This is a genomic window from Cupriavidus pauculus (genome assembly GCF_002858765.1).
Lineage (GTDB): Bacteria > Pseudomonadota > Gammaproteobacteria > Burkholderiales > Burkholderiaceae > Cupriavidus > Cupriavidus pauculus_B.
Window position 1 is genome coordinate 153,680 of sequence record NZ_PJRP01000009.1, and the last position, 20,020, is coordinate 173,699.

At 66.7% G+C, this 20,020-nt stretch carries 16 protein-coding genes and 1 tRNA gene; 13 read left to right on the top strand and 4 right to left on the bottom strand.

Going from position 1 to position 20,020, the window contains the following annotated elements:
* The 12 genes from bcsZ to CYJ10_RS19395 all read left to right on the top strand — a co-directional run bounded on the left by bcsZ (position 1) and on the right by CYJ10_RS19395 (position 15,390).
* Positions 1-1,179, top strand: coding sequence for a cellulose synthase complex periplasmic endoglucanase BcsZ (gene bcsZ / locus CYJ10_RS19340; protein WP_101683084.1), 1,179 nt, complete (start codon positions 1-3; stop codon positions 1,177-1,179).
* Positions 1,161-4,955 carry a cellulose synthase subunit BcsC-related outer membrane protein gene (locus CYJ10_RS19345; RefSeq protein WP_101683085.1) on the top strand — a complete coding sequence of 1,265 codons (3,795 nt, stop codon included), beginning with the start codon at positions 1,161-1,163 and terminating at the stop codon, positions 4,953-4,955. Before bcsZ ends, CYJ10_RS19345 begins: the two co-directional genes overlap by 19 nt.
* 8 nt (positions 4,956-4,963) lie before the next feature.
* Positions 4,964-6,781 (top strand): cellulose biosynthesis protein BcsE, encoded by a 1,818-nt coding sequence (bcsE, locus tag CYJ10_RS19350; RefSeq protein WP_257993424.1) that lies wholly within the window; start codon positions 4,964-4,966, stop codon positions 6,779-6,781.
* 3 nt (positions 6,782-6,784) lie between these two features.
* The gene (locus CYJ10_RS19355) at positions 6,785-6,982 is read left to right on the top strand and encodes a hypothetical protein (RefSeq protein WP_101683087.1); all 198 of its coding nucleotides are present in this window, start codon (positions 6,785-6,787) and stop codon (positions 6,980-6,982) included.
* A gap of 8 nt (positions 6,983-6,990) precedes the next feature.
* Entirely contained in the window at positions 6,991-7,809 is an 819-nt protein-coding gene (gene bcsQ, locus CYJ10_RS19360) for a cellulose biosynthesis protein BcsQ (RefSeq protein ID WP_101683088.1), read from the top strand.
* Entirely contained in the window at positions 7,806-10,403 is a 2,598-nt protein-coding gene (gene bcsA, locus CYJ10_RS19365) for a UDP-forming cellulose synthase catalytic subunit (RefSeq protein ID WP_101683089.1), read from the top strand. The genes bcsQ and bcsA overlap by 4 nt, the downstream gene beginning before the upstream one ends.
* A 10-nt stretch (positions 10,404-10,413) precedes the next feature.
* Positions 10,414-11,970 (top strand): cellulose biosynthesis protein BcsG, encoded by a 1,557-nt coding sequence (gene bcsG / locus CYJ10_RS19370; protein WP_101683090.1) that lies wholly within the window; start codon positions 10,414-10,416, stop codon positions 11,968-11,970.
* Complete coding sequence (locus CYJ10_RS19375; protein ID WP_257993425.1) at positions 11,967-12,227, top strand: YhjR family protein; 261 nt, start codon at positions 11,967-11,969, stop codon at positions 12,225-12,227. The genes bcsG and CYJ10_RS19375 overlap by 4 nt, the downstream gene beginning before the upstream one ends.
* Before the next feature lie 148 nt (positions 12,228-12,375).
* Positions 12,376-13,623: a SpoIIE family protein phosphatase gene (locus CYJ10_RS19380; protein WP_101683091.1), complete on the top strand. Its 1,248-nt coding sequence runs from the start codon at positions 12,376-12,378 to the stop codon at positions 13,621-13,623.
* 30 nt (positions 13,624-13,653) lie between these two features.
* Complete coding sequence (locus tag CYJ10_RS19385) at positions 13,654-14,226, top strand: SiaB family protein kinase (RefSeq protein WP_101683092.1); 573 nt, start codon at positions 13,654-13,656, stop codon at positions 14,224-14,226.
* Between the two features lie 25 nt (positions 14,227-14,251).
* Positions 14,252-14,641 (top strand): DUF1987 domain-containing protein, encoded by a 390-nt coding sequence (locus CYJ10_RS19390; protein ID WP_101683093.1) that lies wholly within the window; start codon positions 14,252-14,254, stop codon positions 14,639-14,641.
* Between the two features lie 32 nt (positions 14,642-14,673).
* Positions 14,674-15,390: a GGDEF domain-containing protein gene (locus tag CYJ10_RS19395; protein WP_101683198.1), complete on the top strand. Its 717-nt coding sequence runs from the start codon at positions 14,674-14,676 to the stop codon at positions 15,388-15,390.
* 43 nt (positions 15,391-15,433) lie between these two features.
* Here CYJ10_RS19395 and CYJ10_RS34865 read toward each other — a convergent pair whose 3' ends face one another.
* Positions 15,434-15,559, bottom strand: a complete 126-nt coding sequence (locus CYJ10_RS34865) for a hypothetical protein (RefSeq protein WP_255640106.1) — start codon at positions 15,557-15,559, stop codon at positions 15,434-15,436.
* 157 nt (positions 15,560-15,716) lie between these two features.
* The gene (locus tag CYJ10_RS19400; protein ID WP_101683094.1) at positions 15,717-16,463 is read right to left on the bottom strand and encodes a hypothetical protein; all 747 of its coding nucleotides are present in this window, start codon (positions 16,461-16,463) and stop codon (positions 15,717-15,719) included.
* 242 nt (positions 16,464-16,705) lie between these two features.
* Here CYJ10_RS19400 and CYJ10_RS19405 point away from each other — a divergent pair.
* Positions 16,706-16,796: transfer RNA gene (locus CYJ10_RS19405), tRNA-Ser, on the top strand.
* Between the two features lie 76 nt (positions 16,797-16,872).
* Here CYJ10_RS19405 and CYJ10_RS19410 read toward each other — a convergent pair.
* Both CYJ10_RS19410 and CYJ10_RS19415 read right to left on the bottom strand, forming a co-directional pair.
* Positions 16,873-17,769, bottom strand: a complete 897-nt coding sequence (locus CYJ10_RS19410) for a hypothetical protein (RefSeq protein WP_101683095.1) — start codon at positions 17,767-17,769, stop codon at positions 16,873-16,875.
* A gap of 154 nt (positions 17,770-17,923) precedes the next feature.
* A complete protein-coding gene (locus tag CYJ10_RS19415; RefSeq protein ID WP_101683096.1) occupies positions 17,924-19,975 on the bottom strand; it encodes a sodium:solute symporter family protein in 2,052 nt (683 codons plus the stop codon).
* Positions 19,976-20,020 lie beyond the last annotated feature (45 nt).

Below are 20,020 nucleotides of genomic sequence, written 5' to 3' on the forward strand. Positions count from 1 at the left end.
ATGCGGCGGGCACGGGCCTGGCTGCGGCGCGCATCCCTACGCTGCGCCATCGCGTTCGCGATGGGCGGCGTGGCCCTGTCCGCCATGGCGGCCCAATGCCAGTGGACCGATTGGGACGCCTTCCGCCGCGACACGATCAGTCAGGACGGCCGCGTGATCGATGCCAGCACCAACGAGCAGGCCACGGTGTCCGAAGGGCAATCCTATGCGCTGTTCTTCGCGCTGGTGGCCAACGACCGCGCCACCTTCGACAAGCTGCTGGCCTGGACCGAGAACAACCTCGCCCAGGGCGATCTGACGGCCCATCTGCCCGCGTGGATCTGGGGCAAGCGCACCAAGGGCGAGCAGGCCGGCACGTGGGGCGTGATCGACCCGAACCCCGCATCCGATGCCGACCTGTGGATCGCGTACGCGCTGCTGGAAGCCGGCCGGCTCTGGAACGAGCGGCGCTACACGGCGCTGGGCACACTGGTGGCGCGGCGCGTATTGCGCGAGGAGACGGCCGTGCTGCCAGGCCTGGGCCGCACGCTGCTGCCCGGCCCGGCTGGCTTTCATCCCGCCCCCGACACCTGGCGGCTCAACCCCAGCTATGTGCCGCTGCCCGTGATGCGCCGGCTGGCGGCCGTGCTGGGCGCCGAAGACGGCGGCTGGAAGACACTGGTCGATACCTCGGCGCGGCTGATCGTCGATACGGCGCCGAAGGGCTTTTCGCCGGACTGGGTCCTCTATCGCAAGGGCCACGGCTTCCAGCCCGATACGGAGACCAAGGCCGACGGCGCGTACAACGCGATCCGCGTCTACCTGTGGGCCGGCATGACCGCGCCACGCGATCCGTCGCGGACGTCGGTCCTGCACGCCTTCCGCCCGATGGCTGACTATGTGGTGGCCCACGGTTATCCGCCCGAGCACGTTGACACGCAGGCCGGCACCTTCGGCCCGAACGCCGGCAACGCGGGCTTCTCGGCCGCCGTGGCGCCCTACCTGGCCGCGCTGGGCTTGGGCGATGCCGCCCGCGCCCAGGCCGGCCGTGCCCGCACGCTGGCCACGCAGCCCTCATTCGGCTACTACAGCCAGGTACTGGCGCTGTTCGGCCTGGGCCATCTCGACGGACACTTCCGCTTCGACGCGGACGGCACGCTGGTGCCGGCCTGGAAAACCACATGCCCCGCAACGCGCTAGCCTCCACGCTGGCGCTGTTGCTGGCCAGTTCCGCCATGCCTGCCTTTGCCGCAGATCCCGCCCCCGCCACGCGCGCCGCGCCCTCGCCCCAGATGGCGCAACTGCTGGCGTCCGCGCGGATGTGGGAAGCCAGGAACCGGGCGGACATGGCACGCGGCATCCTGGACAAGGCCCTGCTGATCGACCCGAACCAGCCCGAGGCACTGAAGCTGCTGGGCCTGATCGAAATCCGCTCGAACCGGCCGGCAGAGGCCGAGAAACAACTCAAGAAGCTGCGTACCGTGGCGCCCGACAGCCCTGAGACGCAAGAGCTTGACGACGCGTACCGCATCGCCACGCGCGACAAGCGCGAAATGGCCAATGTCCGGCTGCTGTCGCGCAGCGGTCAGGACGACGAGGCAGTGCAGCGGCTGCAGAAGCTGTTCCCGCGCGGCGCACCGGCCGGCAGCCTGGCGCGCGACTACTATCGCATCCTGGCCGGCACGCCGGCCGGACGCACGCGGGCCATCGCCGAACTGCGCCAGCGCTCGCGCGCCAACCCGAACGACATGCAGCTCAAGCTCGCGCTGGGCGACCTGCTGACCGATCGCGAAGGCACGCGCCAGGAAGGCATCGCGCTGCTCTACGAGGTGACGCAGCGCCCCGAAGGCGACCGCGCCACGGCGCTCGACGTCTGGCGGCGCACGCTGTACCGCGTCAACGAGGATCCCGCCTATTACGTCTGGTTCGAGCGCTACCTGAAGGAAGCGCCCGACGACAAGGCCGCGCAGGACACGCTGGCCGCACTGGGCAAGAAGGTGGCGGCGCAGAAACAGCTTGAAGCCGATCCGGCCTACCAGGCGCGGCAGCGCGGACTGGCGCAACTGGAGCGTGGCCAACTCAAGGATGCCGACATCGCGCTGCAACAGGCCTACCAGAAACGCCGCAACGACGCCGAAGTGGTGGGCGGCCTGGGGCTGGTGCGGCTGCGCGAGGGCCGGCACGACGAGGCCCGCGAACTGTTCACGCGCGCCAACCAGATCGATCCCGGCAACAAATGGCGCAGCCTGATCGCCACGGCCACGTTCTGGGGCACGGTGGCCAAGGCGCGCGAGGCGAACAAGCAGGGCAAGCCCGCCGAGGCCGAGCAACTGGCGCGCCAGGCGCTGGCCCAGCAACCGAACAACGAGGACGCGCAGAACATCCTGGCCGAAGCACTGGTGGCCCAGAACAAGAACCGCGAAGCGGAGACACTGCTGCGGCAGATGCTGGCGCGGCCCAAGCCCGATGTCGGCGCGCTGCGCGCGCTGGTGGGCATCCTGCAGAAGGAAGGCCGCGATGCCGAAGTGGAGCCGCTGATCGCCAGCCAGGCATCGCGCATGAAGGGCTCGGAGGCCGAGCTGCGCACCATGCGGGCAGACCTGCTGTCGGTACGCGCGGATCAGGCGCTGGCCCAGCAGAAGCGCAGCCCGGCCATCCGCGACCTGGAAGATGCCATTCGCCTGCGGCCCGACGACCCATGGATGCGGTTCACGCTGGCGCGCGTTTATCGCGACCTGAGCCTGCCCGCGCTGGGCCGCAGCGTCATGGACGATGGCATGCGCGCCGCTCCCGGCAACGAGATGCGCTATGCCAGCGCGCTCTATCTGAACAGCGTGGACGATATCGACGCCGCCGCCACGACACTGGCCGCCGTGCCGCAAGCCAGCCGCTCCGAAGGCATGCACAACCTGGCGCACAACCTGGCCGCCCAGCACATGCTGCGCGATGCGCGCCAACGCGTGGCCGAGGGCCGTGACGACGAGGCACGCCGGCTGCTGGACCAGGCGGCCGTGGAAGCGAAGGATGATCCGCATATGCTGGCCTCGATCGGCCGCGAATGGATCGCGCTGGGCGAAGCCGACAAGGGTCTGCGCCTGGTCAGCGACTGGCTGGCCGACCATCCGCAAGCGCCCAATCTCGATGTCCGCCTGCGCTACGGCGAACTGCTGGCGGCCGCCGATCGCGACGACGCCCTGCGTCAATGGATCGCCGACTCGACCGCCCTGCCCGGCATCACCGCCGAACAGCGTGCGGACTTTGCCGACCAGTCGCTGCGGCTGGCGCTGCGCGAGACCGATCGCCAGATCGAAGCCGGCGACCTGCGGCGCGCGCAACAGGTGCTGTACGCCGTGCCCGCCGGGCAGCAAACGGACCGGCGCTGGCTGCTGGAACTGGCGGACCTGCGCCAGGCCGCAGGCGACTACAAGGGCGCGGCCGACGCTGCGCGCCAGGTGCTGGCCACGCAGCCACACGACGCCGGCGCCCAGCTCACGCTGGCGCGTCAGTACGAAGGGATGGGCCAGACGGGCCAGGCGCTCGACATCGTGCGCACGGTGCTGGCCGAAACGCCGGAAGACGACATCGACACGCGGCTGTCGGTGGCGCGCCGCTTCACCGCGATGCGGCATGAGGACGAAGCGGCGCAGGTCGGGGACGACCTGGACGCGCGCTTTCCGAACCGTGCGGACATCACCGTGCAGCGCGGCCGCATCGCCCAGTCGCGCGGCGACTTCGACGAGGCCGCCGGCATCTATCGCGCCGCCCTGCCGCTGGAACAGCACGAAAGCGTGCTGCCCGGCCCCGAAGGCACGCCCGCCCAACGCGCGCTGGCCGGGCTGGACGCGCGACGCCAAGGCGAAGTGGCCACGGCCGTCATGCAGTCGAACAAGTCGGGCGACGCCGGCATCTCGCGGCTGCATGCCACAGAGATTCCGCTCTATGTGCGCATTCCGCACGGCTACACCGGCCATGCGTTCTTTCATGCCGACACCGTGCTGCTCGATGCCGGCACGCTGCGCGGCGGCGCGCCGGTCGGCAACCTGGAGTTCGGCAAGATTCCCGCGCTCGGCAATGCCGGGCTGGGCAATATCGGGCAGACCGACAAGGGCCTGGCGCTGGCGGCCGGCTACGAATACGACGGCGCCTACAACAAGTGGCGCGCCGATATTGGCACCACGCCGCTCGGCTTCCTGGAAAGCACGGTGGTGGGTGGGCTGCGGTATCGGGCCGACCTGGGCGTGCAGTCGGTGACCGTGGACGTCTCGCGGCGCGCGCAGACCAGTTCGCTCATCTCGTACGCCGGCGCGCGCGATCCGGTCACGGGCGAGCACTGGGGCGGCATCGTGCGCAATGGGGTGCACCTGCGCTACGCGCGCGATGTGGGCCGCCTGGGCCTGTTTGCCGACGTCGGTGCCGGCCTCTACACTGGTGACAACGTCAAGACCAACCGCGAAGTGACGCTGCGGACAGGCCTGGATGTGCCGGTCTACGCGAAGCGGGACCAGCGCGTGACCAGCGGCCTGGTCTTCAACTGGTGGCACTACTCGGAAAACCAGCGCTTCTACACATTTGGCCACGGCGGCTACTACAGTCCGCAGCGCTATGTTTCGGTCAGCGTGCCGCTGGACTGGACGGGCCGCTACGCCAAGTGGTCGTGGCGCCTGCTGGGCTCCGCCGGGTGGTCGTGGACCTTCGAGGACGCCGCGCCGTTCTTTCCGACGCGGCCCGACCTTCAGGCGCTGAGCGGTAACGCCACCTATGGCGGCGGATCGGGCGGCGGCTTCAGCTACACGCTGGGCGCGACAGTGGAATACACGTTTGCGCCGCACTGGGTGGTGGGCGCCGGCTTCTCGATCGATCGCTCGCGCGACTATGCGCCGAATCGCGCCATGGCCTGGCTGCGCTACCTGTTCGACAAGCGACAGCTGCCGGTGCCATTCCCGCCAACGCCGGTGCGGCCATATTCGGCCTATTGAGCGGCACCATGAGCCAGGGACCCGCGATGAACGACGCCGTACGCACCTCCGCCCCACCCCGCACTGCACCGCAGCGCGCGCCGCTGACCGCGCGGCTGCACGCGCGAGCAATGCTGGCCATCGAAGGGCTGGCCCCTGCCTTGGCCACGCTGGCGCCGGGCCGCGCGCACGTGGTCTACGCACAGCCGTCCCCGGCACGCGATGCGCTGTTCTGGCAGACCGCCGCCAGCGTGCTGCGCGCCCCGGCCTGCGTGCTGTCCACCCGTGACGCCGACAACATTGCCAGTGCGCTGCGCGAGCATGGTCTCGACATCGAGGTGAACCGGGCGCTCCATGCGCGGGCCAACCTGTGCGCGCTGCGCCCAGCCGCCGGGCGCAGCGGCATCGACGTACTGATCGAAGCGCTGGACGCGCTCGTCGAGCAGTGCGGTGCGCGCGGCACGACCTTTCTTCTGGAAGGCGCGGAAGCGTTCTTCAACTGGCACGATGCCACGGCGCTGGCTCATGAGGGCGTGCGGCTCAGCGAATGGTGCGCGGGGGAACGCTGCGCGCTGCTGCTGGTGATGGCACCGCCGGCCGCGGAAGACGGCCAGCCCGCACCGGACCTGCACGGCTTTCACGGCCGCTTTGCCGGCGCGGTGCAACTGTCGCAGCAGCAGGGCCAGTACACGTGGGAGGTGGCCTTCTGGCGCGACAACCAGGCCGTGGTGGCTGGCGAGGTACTGCGCCTGCGCTTTGCCCCGAACGAGCATCGCCTGATGGTGGCATCGGACACCTATAGCGACGCCATCGAGGAAGCCGGCATGCTGGCGCCCGACGAGCAACGGGTGATCGTCAGCCGCGAGACGGTACTGCGCGAGCGCCATATCCCCGAAGACTGGCGCGTGGTGGACAGCAACGAGGCCGCCGTGGCCACCGCCAGCAAATCGGTGGCCGCCACGGTGATCCTGCACTACGCCGGCACGCGCGACCTGGAGAAGCTGGCCGGCCAGGTGCACCGGCTGCGCCGCAGTGCCGGGCGCGCCCTCAAGATCGTGATCCGCGAAGACCGCGAAGCCATGCGCCAACACTACGAACTGCTGATGCTCAACCTGGGCGCCAACGCCGTGGTGGCGCAGCGCACCCCGTTCGCGCGCATGCAGGCGATGATCGACGGGCTGCAAGGACAGGTGTTCTCGCGGCCGATCCTGGCGGACTACCGCAACGCCCTGTCCGCCGTGCTGACCACCACGGCCAGAGGCTATGTCACCGCGTCGACCTTCATCGCGCTGGTGCGCGACGCGGTCGAGCGCAGCCGCATGATCCGCCTGCCGCACGTGCTGCTGCAACTGCCGCTACTGCCCGAGGTAGCCCATATCGACGTGCTGCGCGCCTGCCATATGAGCCGCGCGGGCGACCTGTGCACGGCCGGCAGCGACAGCCTCTATGCGTTCTTCTTTGCCTGCCGCATGGACGATGTGGATGCGGTCTGCCAGCGCGTGTTCAAGCGCCCGATGGCCGATCTGTTCCAGGGCGACCTGCGCAGCGGCGACAACGAGTCGATTGCCGCCGAGCTGTCCCGGTTCGAGGCCGAGATCGCGGAATCGCCACCGCCCGACTACAGCACGTGGCTGCCGGTGCAGCCGACGCCGCCGGCGCAAGCGGAAGACGGACAACCCGTCCAAGCCGACACTGCGCCGGCGGACGCCACTGCCGCCGCCATCGCGCCCACCCCGGAGGCGGCATCCGTCACGCTGCCCTTGATGGCACCGAGGCGCGCGAGCCCGAGCGCGGCGCCGCGCGCGCTGCCGGCGCACCATCCGGTGCCCCTCAAACGTCAGGACTGACCCATGGCAACGTTTCTTGGCTATTTCATCTGGGGACTGATCCTGGCCGCGCCGCTGGCCTGGCTGACCTGGCGTTTCGACCTGCTGCGCTGGCTGCCGCGCTGGACTGCGCCGCGCCCGCGCCGCGCCGTACGGCTGCCGCCGCAACTCGATGCGCTGGTAATCCGCGGCAAGCGCCAGTCTGGCGGGGGACGCCGATGAGTACGCCGATGAACGCGCCAGTAAACGCGGCAATCGACGCACCGGCAACCTCGCCGGCGTGGGCCGAGGCGGCCACCATCGCCATCGTCTCCACCACTGGCGGCGCGGGTCGCAGCACGCTGACTGCCGAACTGGCGTCGCTGCTGACGTGGCGCAAGCATGCCGTGCTGGCCGTGGAGTGCGACCCGCGCAACGTGCTGGGCTTCCACTTCGGCATGCGCGATGTCCCGGCCGATGGCATCGGCGCGCACTTGCACGATGCCTCGCCATCGGCGTGGGCGGCCAGCGGACAACGCAGCGACGACGGCGTGCTGTTCGTGCCGTGGGGCGACAGCGCCGAACTGGGCGCAATCGAACGGCTGGCCGCCAACTGGCTGGCGCGCCAGATCGAACAGGTGGACCTGCCGCCGCGCAGCGCCGTGCTGATCGACACCGCGCCCTGGCCGTCGGCCTATGCCAACCAGGCCATCGACGCCGCCGATCTGGTGCTGGTGCTGGTGCCGGCCCAGCCGGAAACCTGCCTGACGCTGCGGCGCCTGACGGACAGCCTGGCGGCGCGCGGCAAGGCCGTGCGCTACCTGGCCACGCGGCTCCAGCCGGCGCGGCAGCTGCACGTCGATATCGTGGCCATGCTGCAGGCGACGCTGGGCAACGCCATGCTGCCTTATCACGTGCATGAAGACAGCAGCGTGCCCGAAGCGCTGGCGCGCAGCGAGTGCTTCAGCCGCAGCACACCCCATTCGCAGGCTGCGCACGACCTGAACGGGCTGGCGTCGTGGCTGTCGGCGTGGCTCGAATCGAACGCGCTGGCCGGGAGCACGGCATGAGTACGCGCCTGCCACGACTGCGACAGTGGATGGTGTCGGCCCGCCAGCGGGTGGCACGCGAACTGGGCGTAGGCACCAGCACCGGCACCGGCACCGGCACCGTTCCCCATGCTGGCGACTGGCTGCTGCGCCTGTTCTTCCGGCCGCCTCGTCCGGGCAAGCCCGATGTTCCTGCGGAATGGGCCTCGCTGATCTACCGGCGTTCGGTGGCACGCCTGGGCATCGGCAAGCGTCCTTCTGCCGGCACCTGGGTCTGGCGTCTGTTCGTCCGTCCGCCCAAGCCACGCGTGCGCCTTGCCGCCGACCCGCGCAAGCAGCGCGCCGCCGTGGAGCCCGAACGCACGGGCTGGCTGCGCCGATGGATGGATCGCGTGCTGGAACCGCTCTGGCATGCCGCGTCGCGGCTGCGGCACAAGGCTCTGACGCACCTGCCCCGCCCCGACTGGAATCGCGTGGCCTATGTCACGGAGGCCGTGTCGGCGCGCGTGGGCCGCATTCCGTTCGTGCTGCCGGTGTCGCTGGTGCTGGCCGCCATTGCCGTCCTGGCCGTCAGCACCACGCCGCTGCGGTTCGAGGACCAGGTCGTGCTGTTCGCGGTGGTCTGGCTCGTGCTGAGCGTGGTGCGGCGCGTGCCGGGGCACCTGGCGACGATCACGATGATCGCCATCTCCACACTGATGGCGGGCCGCTATATCTGGTGGCGATCGACGCAGACGCTGCAGTTCGCCAGCGCCATCGAAGCCGCGGTCGGCTACGTGCTGTACGCGGCCGAAATCTACACGTGGATCGTGCTGGCGCTGGGCTATCTGCAGACGGCATGGCCGCTGCACCGCAAGCCAAAACCGCTGCCGGTCGACCCCGCGCAATGGCCAACCGTGGATGTCTTCATCCCGACCTACAACGAGTCACTGAGCGTGATCCAGCCCACCGTCTACGCCGCGCGCAGCATGGACTGGCCGGCGGACAAGCTGCGCGTCTTCATCCTGGACGATGGCCGCCGCCCGCACATCCACGAGTTCGCCGAGGCCGCCGGCGTGGGCTACCTGACGCGCACCGACAATCGGCACGCCAAGGCCGGCAACATCAACGCGGCGCTGCCGAAGACCGACGGCGACTACATCGCCATCTTCGACTGCGATCACATCCCTACCCGCTCGTTCCTGCAAATGACCATGGGCGAGTTCCTGGCCGATCCCAACTGCGCGCTGGTGCAGACGCCCCATCACTTCTTCTCGCCCGATCCGTTCGAGCGCAACTTCGACACGTTCCGCCGCGTACCCAACGAAGGCAGCCTGTTCTATGGCCTGATCCAGGACGGCAACGATTTCTGGAACGCCACGTTTTTCTGCGGATCGTGCGCGGTGATCAAGCGCGCCCCGCTACTGGAAATCGGCGGCATCGCCGTGGAGACGGTGACCGAGGATGCGCACACGGCGCTGAAACTGCACCGGCTTGGCTACAACAGCGCCTACCTGCGCACCGTGCAGGCTGCGGGGCTGGCCACGGAAAGCCTGTCGGGCCATATCGGCCAGCGCATCCGCTGGGCGCGCGGCATGGCGCAGATCTTCCGGCTCGACAACCCGATGCTGGGCCGTGGCCTGAAATTCTTCCAGCGGCTGTGCTACAGCAACGCGATGCTGCATTTCTTCTACGGCATCCCCCGGCTGATCTTCCTGACGATGCCGATTGCCTACCTGTACTTCGGCCTGCACGTGATCAATACGTCGGCGATGCTGATCATGGCCTACGTGCTGCCGTACCTGCTGATCGCCAACATCACCAACTCGCGCCTGCAGGGGCGCTTCCGCCATTCGTTCTGGGCCGAGGTCTACGAGTCGGTGCTGGCCTGGTACATCGTGCTGCCCACCACGGTGGCCTTCATCAACCCGCGCGCAGGCAAGTTCAACGTAACGGCCAAGGGCGGCCAGATTGCCGACGACTACCTGGACTGGACGATCTCCAAGCCCTACCTGTTCCTGCTGGCGCTGAACGTGATCGGGCTTGGCGCCGGTATTGCGCGGCTGCTGTTCTGGGGCACCGAAGAACCCGCCACGGTGCTGATGAACATGGCGTGGGCCCTGTTCAACCTGATGATGCTGGGCGCGGCCGTTGGCGTGGCACGCGAGGCGCGGCAGGTGCGGGTATCGCATCGCATTCCGATGCGCGTGCCCGCCACGTTGCTGCTGCCCGATGGCCGCACGCTGGCCTGCAAGACCGAGAACTATTCGATTGGCGGGCTGGGCGTGGTGCTGCCGATCGACGTGCAGCTGCAGGAAGGCGCGCGGGTGGGCGTGTGCCTGTCGCGCGGCCCGCGCACCTATCACTTTCCTGCCGTGGTCACACGCAACGTGAACCGGCATCTGGGCGTGCGGATGGAAGACCTGACGATGGCGCGCGAGACCCAGCTGATCCAGTGTACGTTCGGCCGTGCCGATGCTTGGGTCGACTGGCTGGACGACGAGCGCGTGGACGCGCCGCTGCGCAGCCTCAAGGAAGTCATGGAGATGGGCTACCAGGGCCTGCTGCGGCTCTACGACGCCCTGATGGACGCAGTGGACCTGGTCATGGCGCGACGCCGCTCGCGCCAGCCCTGATCGAGACAACATGGGACTCTGGAACCTCTACCTCCTCGCCAAGCTCTACCTGTTCCACACCGGGCAGATGAAGCCGATATGGCTCCTGAACATCCTGTTTGCGCTGCTGCTGGTGGCGCCCATGGAATCGCGCCCGTTGCGGGTAATCCGCCAGGTGCTGGCGATCGGCCTGGGTGCGGCGCTGGCATGGCACGAATCCATGCTGCCGCCGTTCGAGCGCGTGATCTCGCAGTTCTCGAACATCCGCGCGTTCACGCCTGCCTACCTGATGGAGCTGCTGCAGCGCCTGGTGACGATCCAGATGGTGGTGGCCGTGCTGCTGGTGCTGGTGATCTTCCTGCTGGTCAACCGCTGGCTGCGTACCACCACGTTCGTGCTGCTCGCGCTGTTCGCGATGCCGTTCTGGTACGGCCTGGGCGTGACGCTGCCGGGCCGCGGCGCCGCCGTGGCGCAGGCGGCCGACAGCCCGCGCGCGGACATCAACGCCACCAACAACTACGACGCCATCCTGACCGCGTTCCGCGAGCAGGAAGCCCAGCGCACGGCCACGGTGGCACCGCTGACCGCCAGCCCCGACGCGCAGTTCGATGTCATCGTGCTGCATATCTGTTCGCTGTCGTGGGATGACCTGGATGCGGCAAAGAGCCTGAACCACCCGCTGCTGTCGCGCTTCGACTACCTGTTCAAGAACTTCAGCTCGGCCGCCAGCTACAGTGGCCCCGCCGCCATCCGTGTGCTGCGCGGAGCGTGCGGGCAGGAGCCGCACAAGAACCTGTACGATCCGGCCCCGGCCGAATGCCACATCTTCGCCGATCTGGCCCAGGCCGGCTTCACGCCGCATGTGCTGATGAACCACGACGGCCGTTTCGACAACTTCCGTGGCTACGTGGACAAGGAGATCGGCGTGCAGGGCGTGCAGCCGGAGGCCACCGACGGCGTGCCGGTGGCGATGCGCGCGTTCGACGATTCGCCGGTGCTGGGCGACTTCGACACGTTCGATCACTGGTACAGGCAGCGCCTGTCGCAGGACAAGAAGCCGGTGGCGCTGTACTACAACACCGTGACGCTGCACGACGGCAACCGCCTGCCGGGCAAGCGGCTGACCAGCCTGGAGTCGTATCCGCTGCGGCTCAAGGCGCTGCTGGACGACGTCGACCGGATCATCGACACCATCGCCAAATCCGGCCGCAAGGCCGTGGTGGTATTCGTGCCCGAGCACGGCGCGGCGCTGCGCGGCGACAAGAACCAGATTTCGGGGCTGCGCGAGATTCCCACGCCCAACATCATCCACGTGCCGGTCGGCGTCAAGCTGGTGGGCCTGCCCGGCACCGAAACGCCGCAACCCGTGACCATCGACGCGCCGATGAGCTTCCTGGGATTGTCGCAACTGGTGTTCAACCTCGTGGCCGACAGCCCGTTCCGCCAAGGCGCGCCGGGGCTCTCGCACTATTCCGACGACTTGCCGCAGACCCAGATGGTGGGCGAGAACGAGGGCACGGTCACGATGAAGCGTACCGAGGGCTACGTGGTGCACACGCCCGACGGCGTCTGGGTGGAGCAGAAATGAGCGCGCGTGCTGTCGTCAAACCCATTACCAAACCGATTACGTCGCGCAAGGCGGCCATTGCCTACAACGACATCGACGCCCTGGCCCAGAAGGTCGACGGCTTCGACGGCAGCCACTACTTCGACCAGCAGGGGGAGGTGGAAACGGCCGAAGCCGCGCAACGCTGGCCACTGCTGGCGCGGGTGATGGGGCTGCCATCGACGCCCCGCCACGCCGCTGCCCCCTCGCTGCGCGCATCGCAAGACGACGGCGCTTGACACCAAATTTCGCGCCGGCTGATCCACTACGACCGCCACCCCTCGCGAGTAGGGCTGCATGCCTTGATTCGCAACGCTTTTCGTCACGGATTCGACATAAAGGCCGCCTAGACTCTGGGCCATTTTCCAATTCCGTGCTCGCACCGTCATGTCTGGCTTCCTGGTGGATTCTCCTGCTGCACGACCGCGCTTCCGGCAGCCATGCGCGGAGGATCTGGCCGTCTCCACGCCGTCGGTCAACACTGACCATACGAACCAGGACGTGCTGGAAGTCTTTGCGATGCACCGGGAGCTGGCCTGCCTGCCCGTCACCGAGCAAGGCCGGCCCATCGGCCTGATCAACCGGTCGATCTTCCTGTCGCAGATGAGCAAGCCGTACCACCGCGAGCTCTACAACCGCAAGAGCTGCATCGCGTTCATGGACAAGGAGCCGCTTGTCGTCGACGCCGAAATGAGTATCGACGCGCTGACGTTCCGCACGGTGGAGTACGGCGAGAAGGCGCTGGCCGATGGCTTCATCGTGGCGCGTGCCGGCCAGTACATCGGCCTGGGCCACGGCCTGCAGCTGATGCGCGTGGTGGCCGACATGCAGGCCGAGCGCAACCGCCAGATCATGCACAGCATCGACTACGCCAGCACGATCCAGCGGGCCATGCTGCGCACGTCACGCGAAACGCTCGCCGCCACGTTGGCCGATGCCGCGCTGGTCTGGGAGCCGCGCGACGTGGTGGGCGGCGACTTCTACCACTTCGCCGCCTTCCAGGACGGCTGGTTTGCCGCGCTGGCCGACTGCACGGGCCACGGCGTGCCGGGCGCCTTCATGACGCTGATCGCGTCGTCGCTGCTGAGCCAGGCCCTGGAGCAACTGGGGCCCCGCGACCCTGGCGCGCTGCTGATGGCCGTGAACCGCGGCATCAAGCAGATGCTGGCCCAGACCGATCGCGAACCGCGGCAGACGCCCGACGCGTCGGAATCGGACGATGGCCTCGACGCCGCGTTCTTCTGGTTCGACAACACCACGCGGCAACTGACATTTTCCGGCGCGAAGTCGTCGCTGTTCGTGCTGCAGCCCGGCGACGCCGAAGGCGAGATGATCAACGGCGCGCGCATGGGCGTGGGCTACGTGGACACGGCCATGGACTACGTCTGGCACAACAGCACCATGCAGACGCAGGCGGGTACGCTGGTCTTCGTGACCACCGATGGGCTGATCGACCAGATCGGCGGTCCCAAGGAAATTGCGTTCGGCAAGCGTCGCATGCGCGAGGCGATCTGCACGCAGCGCGAGGCATCGGCCACCCAGATCAGCGACGCCGTGCTGGACGTGCATCGCGCGTGGCAAGGCGAGCAACGCCGCCGCGACGACCTGACATTCTTCTGTTTCCGTGCGCAATGACACCCTACCTGCGCACCCAACCGCTTGCCCATGACCGCCGCACATTCGATTGACAAGGAATATGAGCCGTTCTTCCAGATGGCTCGGGAACGCAACGTGATTTTCTACTACGTCGGCTACTTTTCGCAGAACATCATCGCCGCCATGTCCGATGCGGTGCGACTGCAGCTTACCGTGAGCGGCGTGGATGGCACCACGCGGCGCAAGCTGTTCTCGTCGTTCGTGGAGATGGCGCAGAACATCGTTCACTATTCGTCCGATTCGCTGACGTCGCCGTCGCAGCCGGACGGGCAACTGCGCCACGGCTCGGTCTGCATCAGCATGGTGGACGAGCACTACCGCCTGATGTGCTCGAATCCGGTATCCTCGGCCCGCGTCGAGCAGTTGCGCGGCACGCTGGAGCAAGTGCGGACCATGACCCTGGAAGAAATCAAGCGTGCCTACAAGGAAACCCTGCGCGCCGACGCCCCCGAAGGCAGCAAGGGCGCCGGGCTTGGCATCCTGACGATGGCGCGCGATGCGAGCGCGCCCCTGGAGTACAACTTTCAGCCGATCGACACGGACCCGGTCTCGACGATGTTCCAGCTCGTCGCCACCATCTGACCCCGACCGATCGCACCGAACCGCCATGGAAAACCTGTTCATCGCCGCCACGCCAAGCTCGCCCGAAGTGAGCTTCGACTTCGCGCGGCACACGCTCTCGCTCAAGGGCGAGTCCTACCCCGAGAATGCCGCCGTGTTCTACGGCGAGGCGATCAGCCGCCTGCGCAAGTACCTTGCGGAATGCGACGACACGGACGTCACCGTGAACGTGGCCCTGACGTACTTCAACAGCTCGAGCACCAAGATGCTGTTCAGCATGTTCGACGCGCTCAGCGAGGCAGCCGAGCGCGGCAACCACGTCACCCTGCACTGGTTTCACGATGAAGACGACGACACCATCCTGGAATTTGGCCAGGAACTGCACGACGACTTCCCCGCCATCGACTTCATCGACGAAGTGACCACCAGCAGTTGAACGCGCCGCGCGACATGCTCCCCGCCGCCGCCATGTCGGAACCCGACCTGTTTGAATCGGAGAACAGCGCCCTGGCCCACGCCAAGGCGGTGTTCTGCGACGTGGACGCCGGGGAGGAAGCCTATCGCCATACGCTCGGCCAACTGATCAGCTATTACGAACGGCTGATGCGCGAGACGCGCCGCCTGATCCGCCGCAGCGACCGCGAAGAGCTGGAGATGAATCGGCTGAACCACCGGCTGCAGGAACTGGCCCAGGAACTGGAGTATCGCGCCACGCACGATACGCTGACCGGTGCGCTGAACCGTGGCGCCGTGATCGACCGCGCCACCGCCGCGCTGGCTCGCGGCAGCCTGGCGCTGATCGTGCTCGACATCGACTACTTCAAGCGGCTCAACGACGATTTCGGCCATCCGGCCGGCGACACCGTGATCTGCGGCGTCACGGCCTGCCTGAAGGACACGGTTCGTGCCGAAGGCGCGATCGGCCGCGTGGGCGGCGAGGAATTCGCCGCGCTGCTGCCTGATTTCTCGCTAGACGAGGCGCTGGACCTGGCCGAACGGATGCGCTGCGCCATCGCCGGCCACGATTTCCCATCGCCCGTGAACCGCCAGGTGACGGCCAGCTTCGGTGTGAGCTGGTCGGCCCAGGGCCGCTCGTTCGAGCACGCCTATGGCCGCGCCGACGAGGCCCTGTACGAAGCCAAGCGCAGCGGCCGCAACCGCGTGACCCGCGCCCTCGTCGCGTGAGCCCTCCGCTGCCCTGGCACCGGCGGGCCACCGCCTGATTTTTCTATTGTCTGATGCGCTCCGGGTGCGTGGCGTAATACGCCAGCACCAGCGATGCGGTGAACGCCATGCCGGCCACGGCAAAGGCAATCAGCGTCGGCATGGCAAAACCCCGATTTTCCTTCGACATGCGAACCTCCTTGAATGGATGTCCTTGCATGGTAGGCGGCACCGCCGCACTTTGCGAACTGTCTTATAGCGATCAGCGACGCGATGGCTGACAGTCGAGGTTGAACATTTTTCAACTAGGGGCCTCAGGCATGGCGCCAAGACAGCAAAGACATCGGTCACGCTCCAAAAGACACCGCAACGTTCGCGACGGCGGAATCCTGCGGGGCGAGTTCGACGCCAACATTCGCCGCCTCGATGACCGAATGAACCGGATGTTCGCCAAAAGCGACGCACGGATGGAGCAGCGCAGCAAGGAGTACGAGGAACAGGCGGCACAGCGCAGGAAGGAGCACGAGGAACGGCTCGAGCGGCAAAGGCAGGAATACGAGCAACGTAACGAGCAACGCAGAAAGGAGCACGAGCAACGCGACGAGCAACACAGGAAAGAGCGCGAGAAGCGGGACGAGCAATACAGGAAGGAATGCAAAGAACAACGCGGGCAGCAGGAGAAGGAGTACGAGCGACGGCTCGAAGAATCCAACCGGCGGGCCGACGCCCTGTTGAAGGGTATGGACCAGCGAATCGCCATCGAACTCAATGGCTTCCGCGAAATGATGGACGTCAATATGCGCAGCATGGACCAGCGCGTCGACGGCATGAAGCATGCATTTCACGGCAATACGCGAAGAGATCGTGGAAATCCGCAAGGAATGGAAACTGCTGCGATGGAATATCTGGATCGCGGCCTGCACGACGGTCCTGGGCGTGGCGGGCGCCATGTCGGCGATGAACTCGGTCATCATCAGCGCGTTCGAGTCGGGGCGGAATGCGACGGTGACGGCGACCGCCCGGCACGCCAAGCCGTCCGCAACACAGACCGGCCCCGCGCCGATGACGAAGCTGTCACCAGAAGGCGTCGGCAATCCCGATGCGCCGGCGGACGTTAGTGCTCACACGCCCCACCACCGTAGGGAAGACGCCGAAGATACATTAGAAGACAATCAGTCCCAGTCATGATTGACCCCATGACATTTAACCCGGCCCGCTCGCCCCCGCGCAGCGGGCATTTTTTTGACCGGTCGACCACCAGGACCACCGTCCCGACGCTGCCCGCAGCATCGCTGCTGGACACCTCCAACGGCTCTGCTATAATCGCGGACTTCCCGGAGAGATGGATGAGCGGTTTAAGTCGCACGCCTGGAAAGCGTGTATAGGTTAATAGCCTATCAGGGGTTCGAATCCCCTTCTCTCCGCCAGAATTTGATGCCCGCGCCAGCGGGCATCGTCGTTTCTGGAGCAAGGCAAGCCAATTGCCTGGCTTGCGCGGGCGCGTCAATTCGGCGCGTAAGCCCTGTCCTTCTCTGACCATCGGTAGCTCCTGCGCCATGGCCCGTTCCGCTCGCGCAACTGGATGTCCTTGAAGCCGGCGGTGGCCCGCCCGGAAATCACCAGCACATTGCTGCCATCGTAGACATCGTGGTTGCGGGTGCCGTCCTTGTTCCAATCGCCGGCGATCATCTTCATGTACATCATCGGCGCGGCAAACACGACGCGCAGCGTCTCCCCGTCTTGCATGAACAGGTACAGCGCCTCGAACGAAGCCCCTCCACCTGCGTAGCCTTCGCTCCAGCCAGCGCGGACGCCGAACGTAGCGTGGCTGTCATTGAGACGGTAGGACGCGGGATCGAAACGTAGCCAGGTGCCTGGCGATCCCGCATCGCCCAGGTCTTGCGGCGCATCGAGATTGGAATCGCTCCAGTTCGTCGGTGCGGTAACTGGTTCCGCCGTCCGTGCCAGCAGCCTGGCTTCGCCGCCAGCATGGCGCTCGAATACACCAAACCACGCAGCCCCTGACTCCGTCCGACATTCGCCCGCCCAGTATTTGCGCGCGCTGGTCGCCTGTTCCGGTGAGTCCGCCATGCACACCAAGGCCACATATTTGTCTGGATTGCCTGGCCATGGCTTTGCGCCCGCCAGGATCAATGCCCCCGGATCCGCTTCCGGCACGAGCTGGTGTACGAGCATTGCTGCCGTGAAGCCTTCGGGCAATTGTGTACCGAAGCCATCGGGCAGTGGCGTGCCTCGGATTTCGCGATCAAACACTGCGCGGCCTTCTGGAGTGCTCAGCTTGCCGGGCACCTTGTCGATGGACCTGGCAGTGCCCGCCGCCCAGGCGAAATTGGCGATCATTGCGAGGGATGTTGCCAGAGCGAAGAGGCGTACTTGCATGGATGACTTGGATGAGGGTTCGCGTGGCTGACGTGCCGCCGGCGATGCCAGCCTTCACTGACACATGTGGCGCGACACGCCGGGGCAGCATTTTTCCCGATGCGATAGCCGGATAGCAATCGTTGGCTCCTTAATTGCAAAGGAGATCACGCCCCTACCCCTTCCGCAAGTAATTCACCAGCCGATCAATCACCGGTGCATTCCTTGGTGTGATCAGGCTGACCAGAATGGCAGCCGCGAAGCCTGCAGGCACGCCGAATGCCCCGGAAGCAATGGGGTCCACGCCAAACCATCGGTTGCCGAAGATTCCGGTCATGCGGGTGAAGAACGGGTAGTTCACGAAGATGTAGTACACCGCCACGGCGAGGCCGGTGGCCATGCCGGCGACCGCGCCCGCGGCCGTGGTGCGGCGCCAGAAGATGGCCAGCACCAGTACCGGGAAGAAGCTCGACGCCGCCAGCGAAAATGCTGCGCCCACCAGGAACAGGATATTGCCGGGCCGCAGCGATGTGACGTACGACGCAAACAGCGCCACGCCCAGCAGCACCACCTTGGCCGTGGTCACGCGGCGCTGGTGGGTCGCCTGGCGGTCGATCATGTGGTAGTACACGTCGTGCGACAGCGCGTTGGCGATGGTCAGCAGCAGTCCGTCGGCCGTCGACAGCGCGGCGGCCAGTGCGCCGGCGGCTACCAGCCCCGAAATCACATAGGGTAGTCCGGCAATTTCTGGCGCGGCGAGCACGATCATGTCGGGCTGGATCAGGATCTCGGCCCATTGCACGATGCCATCCCCGTTCATGTCGCGGATGCCGAACACTGGCGGATCGACCTTGCGCCATTGCACCACCCACTGCGGTAGTTCCGCGAAGGGTGTGCCCACCAGGTGCTGAAAGAACTCGACCTTGACCAGCGCCGCCAGCGTCGGCGCCGACACATAGAGCAGCGCGATACAGAACACGGCCCACGCCACGGAATTGCGGCTTTCCTTGACCGATGGCGTCGTGTACAGCCGCGTCAGGATGTGCGGCAGGCTGGCCGTGCCGACCATCAGACAGAACACCAGCAGCACAAAATTGAGCCGCCGCGTCTTGCGTTCCTGCTCCGATGCAGCGGGATACGGCTCGGTCGACGGCGTCAAGGGCTGGCTGCGCGCCAGGGCTTCCTCGCGCTGCTGCGTCCACTGCTGCAACGCCGCCGTGGCATCGGCCGGAAATGCCTGCCGTTCGCGCTCCACCGTCTTGATCTCGCGCAGCGGCGCATTGCGGGCGCGCAGTTCCAGCAGGCGCGCATCAAGTAGCTGCTGTTCCTCGTTGAACGACATCGGCAGCCGCGCAATACGGGACTGCAGGTCGATCGCCTGCTGGCGGAATATCTCCCGCACCTGCTGTTCCGCCGGGTCGCGGTCCAGTTGTTTTTCTGCGGCGTCGATCTGCTGGAGCAGCCGGCCGTAGCTGATCTGCGGCAGCACCTGGTGGTGATGCTTCCAGGCAATCAGCGAGACCGCCAGCAGAAAGGCCACGATCAGCATGATGTACTGGGCCACCTGCGTCCACGTCACCGCGCGCATGCCGCCCAGAAACGAGCACACAAGAATCCCGGCCAACCCGAAGAACACGCCCACGGCGAATTCCACGCCGATGAAGCGCGTGACGATCAACCCCACGCCCTGAATCTGGGCTACCAGGTAGACGAACGAACATAGCGACGCCGCCAGTACGGCAATGGCGCGCACGGGGATATTGCCGCCTGGCTTGCCGTTGCCATAGCGTGCCGCCAGGAAATCGGGAATCGTATATCCGCCATATTTGCGGAGGTACGGCGCCAGCAGGAACGCCACCAGGCAGTAGCCGCCCGTCCAGCCCATCACATAGGCCAGCCCCTCGTAGCCCGACGCGAAAATGATGCCGGCCAGGCCGATGAACGACGCGGCGCTCATCCAGTCCGCCGCGATGGCCATGCCGTTGAACATGGCCGGCACGCGTCGGCCGGCCACGTAGTACTCGTTGAGATCCGACGTGCGGCAGATCAGGCCGATGCACGCATAGATCGCGATCGTGACGAACAGGAAGACGTAGCCCAGCCAGAGCGCATCGGCGTTGGAATGCTCGAGCAGGCCCATCATCCCGACGAAGCCGAACAGCCCGAGCGTAAACAGGCCGTAGTACAGCATCAGCCGACGGCGAAAGCGCGACTGGTTGTCCGGCATCAGTGCAACGAGGAGTGGAATGCGATGTGGAAGAAAGCATTGTGC

What these genes read in the sequence shown, in the direction of transcription:
- bcsZ (WP_101683084.1), top strand. Translation starts at nt 1, where the DNA reads ATGCGGCGGGCACGGGCCTGGCTGCGGCGCGCATCCCTACGCTGCGCC.
- CYJ10_RS19345 (WP_101683085.1), top strand. Translation starts at nt 1,161, where the DNA reads ATGCCCCGCAACGCGCTAGCCTCCACGCTGGCGCTGTTGCTGGCCAGT.
- bcsE (WP_257993424.1), top strand. Translation starts at nt 4,964, where the DNA reads ATGAGCCAGGGACCCGCGATGAACGACGCCGTACGCACCTCCGCCCCA.
- CYJ10_RS19355 (WP_101683087.1), top strand. Translation starts at nt 6,785, where the DNA reads ATGGCAACGTTTCTTGGCTATTTCATCTGGGGACTGATCCTGGCCGCG.
- bcsQ (WP_101683088.1), top strand. Translation starts at nt 6,991, where the DNA reads ATGAACGCGCCAGTAAACGCGGCAATCGACGCACCGGCAACCTCGCCG.
- bcsA (WP_101683089.1), top strand. Translation starts at nt 7,806, where the DNA reads ATGAGTACGCGCCTGCCACGACTGCGACAGTGGATGGTGTCGGCCCGC.
- bcsG (WP_101683090.1), top strand. Translation starts at nt 10,414, where the DNA reads ATGGGACTCTGGAACCTCTACCTCCTCGCCAAGCTCTACCTGTTCCAC.
- CYJ10_RS19375 (WP_257993425.1), top strand. Translation starts at nt 11,967, where the DNA reads ATGAGCGCGCGTGCTGTCGTCAAACCCATTACCAAACCGATTACGTCG.
- CYJ10_RS19380 (WP_101683091.1), top strand. Translation starts at nt 12,376, where the DNA reads ATGTCTGGCTTCCTGGTGGATTCTCCTGCTGCACGACCGCGCTTCCGG.
- CYJ10_RS19385 (WP_101683092.1), top strand. Translation starts at nt 13,654, where the DNA reads ATGACCGCCGCACATTCGATTGACAAGGAATATGAGCCGTTCTTCCAG.
- CYJ10_RS19390 (WP_101683093.1), top strand. Translation starts at nt 14,252, where the DNA reads ATGGAAAACCTGTTCATCGCCGCCACGCCAAGCTCGCCCGAAGTGAGC.
- CYJ10_RS19395 (WP_101683198.1), top strand. Translation starts at nt 14,674, where the DNA reads ATGTCGGAACCCGACCTGTTTGAATCGGAGAACAGCGCCCTGGCCCAC.
- CYJ10_RS34865 (WP_255640106.1), bottom strand. Translation starts at nt 15,559, where the DNA reads ATGTCGAAGGAAAATCGGGGTTTTGCCATGCCGACGCTGATTGCCTTT.
- CYJ10_RS19410 (WP_101683095.1), bottom strand. Translation starts at nt 17,769, where the DNA reads ATGCAAGTACGCCTCTTCGCTCTGGCAACATCCCTCGCAATGATCGCC.
- CYJ10_RS19415 (WP_101683096.1), bottom strand. Translation starts at nt 19,975, where the DNA reads ATGCCGGACAACCAGTCGCGCTTTCGCCGTCGGCTGATGCTGTACTAC.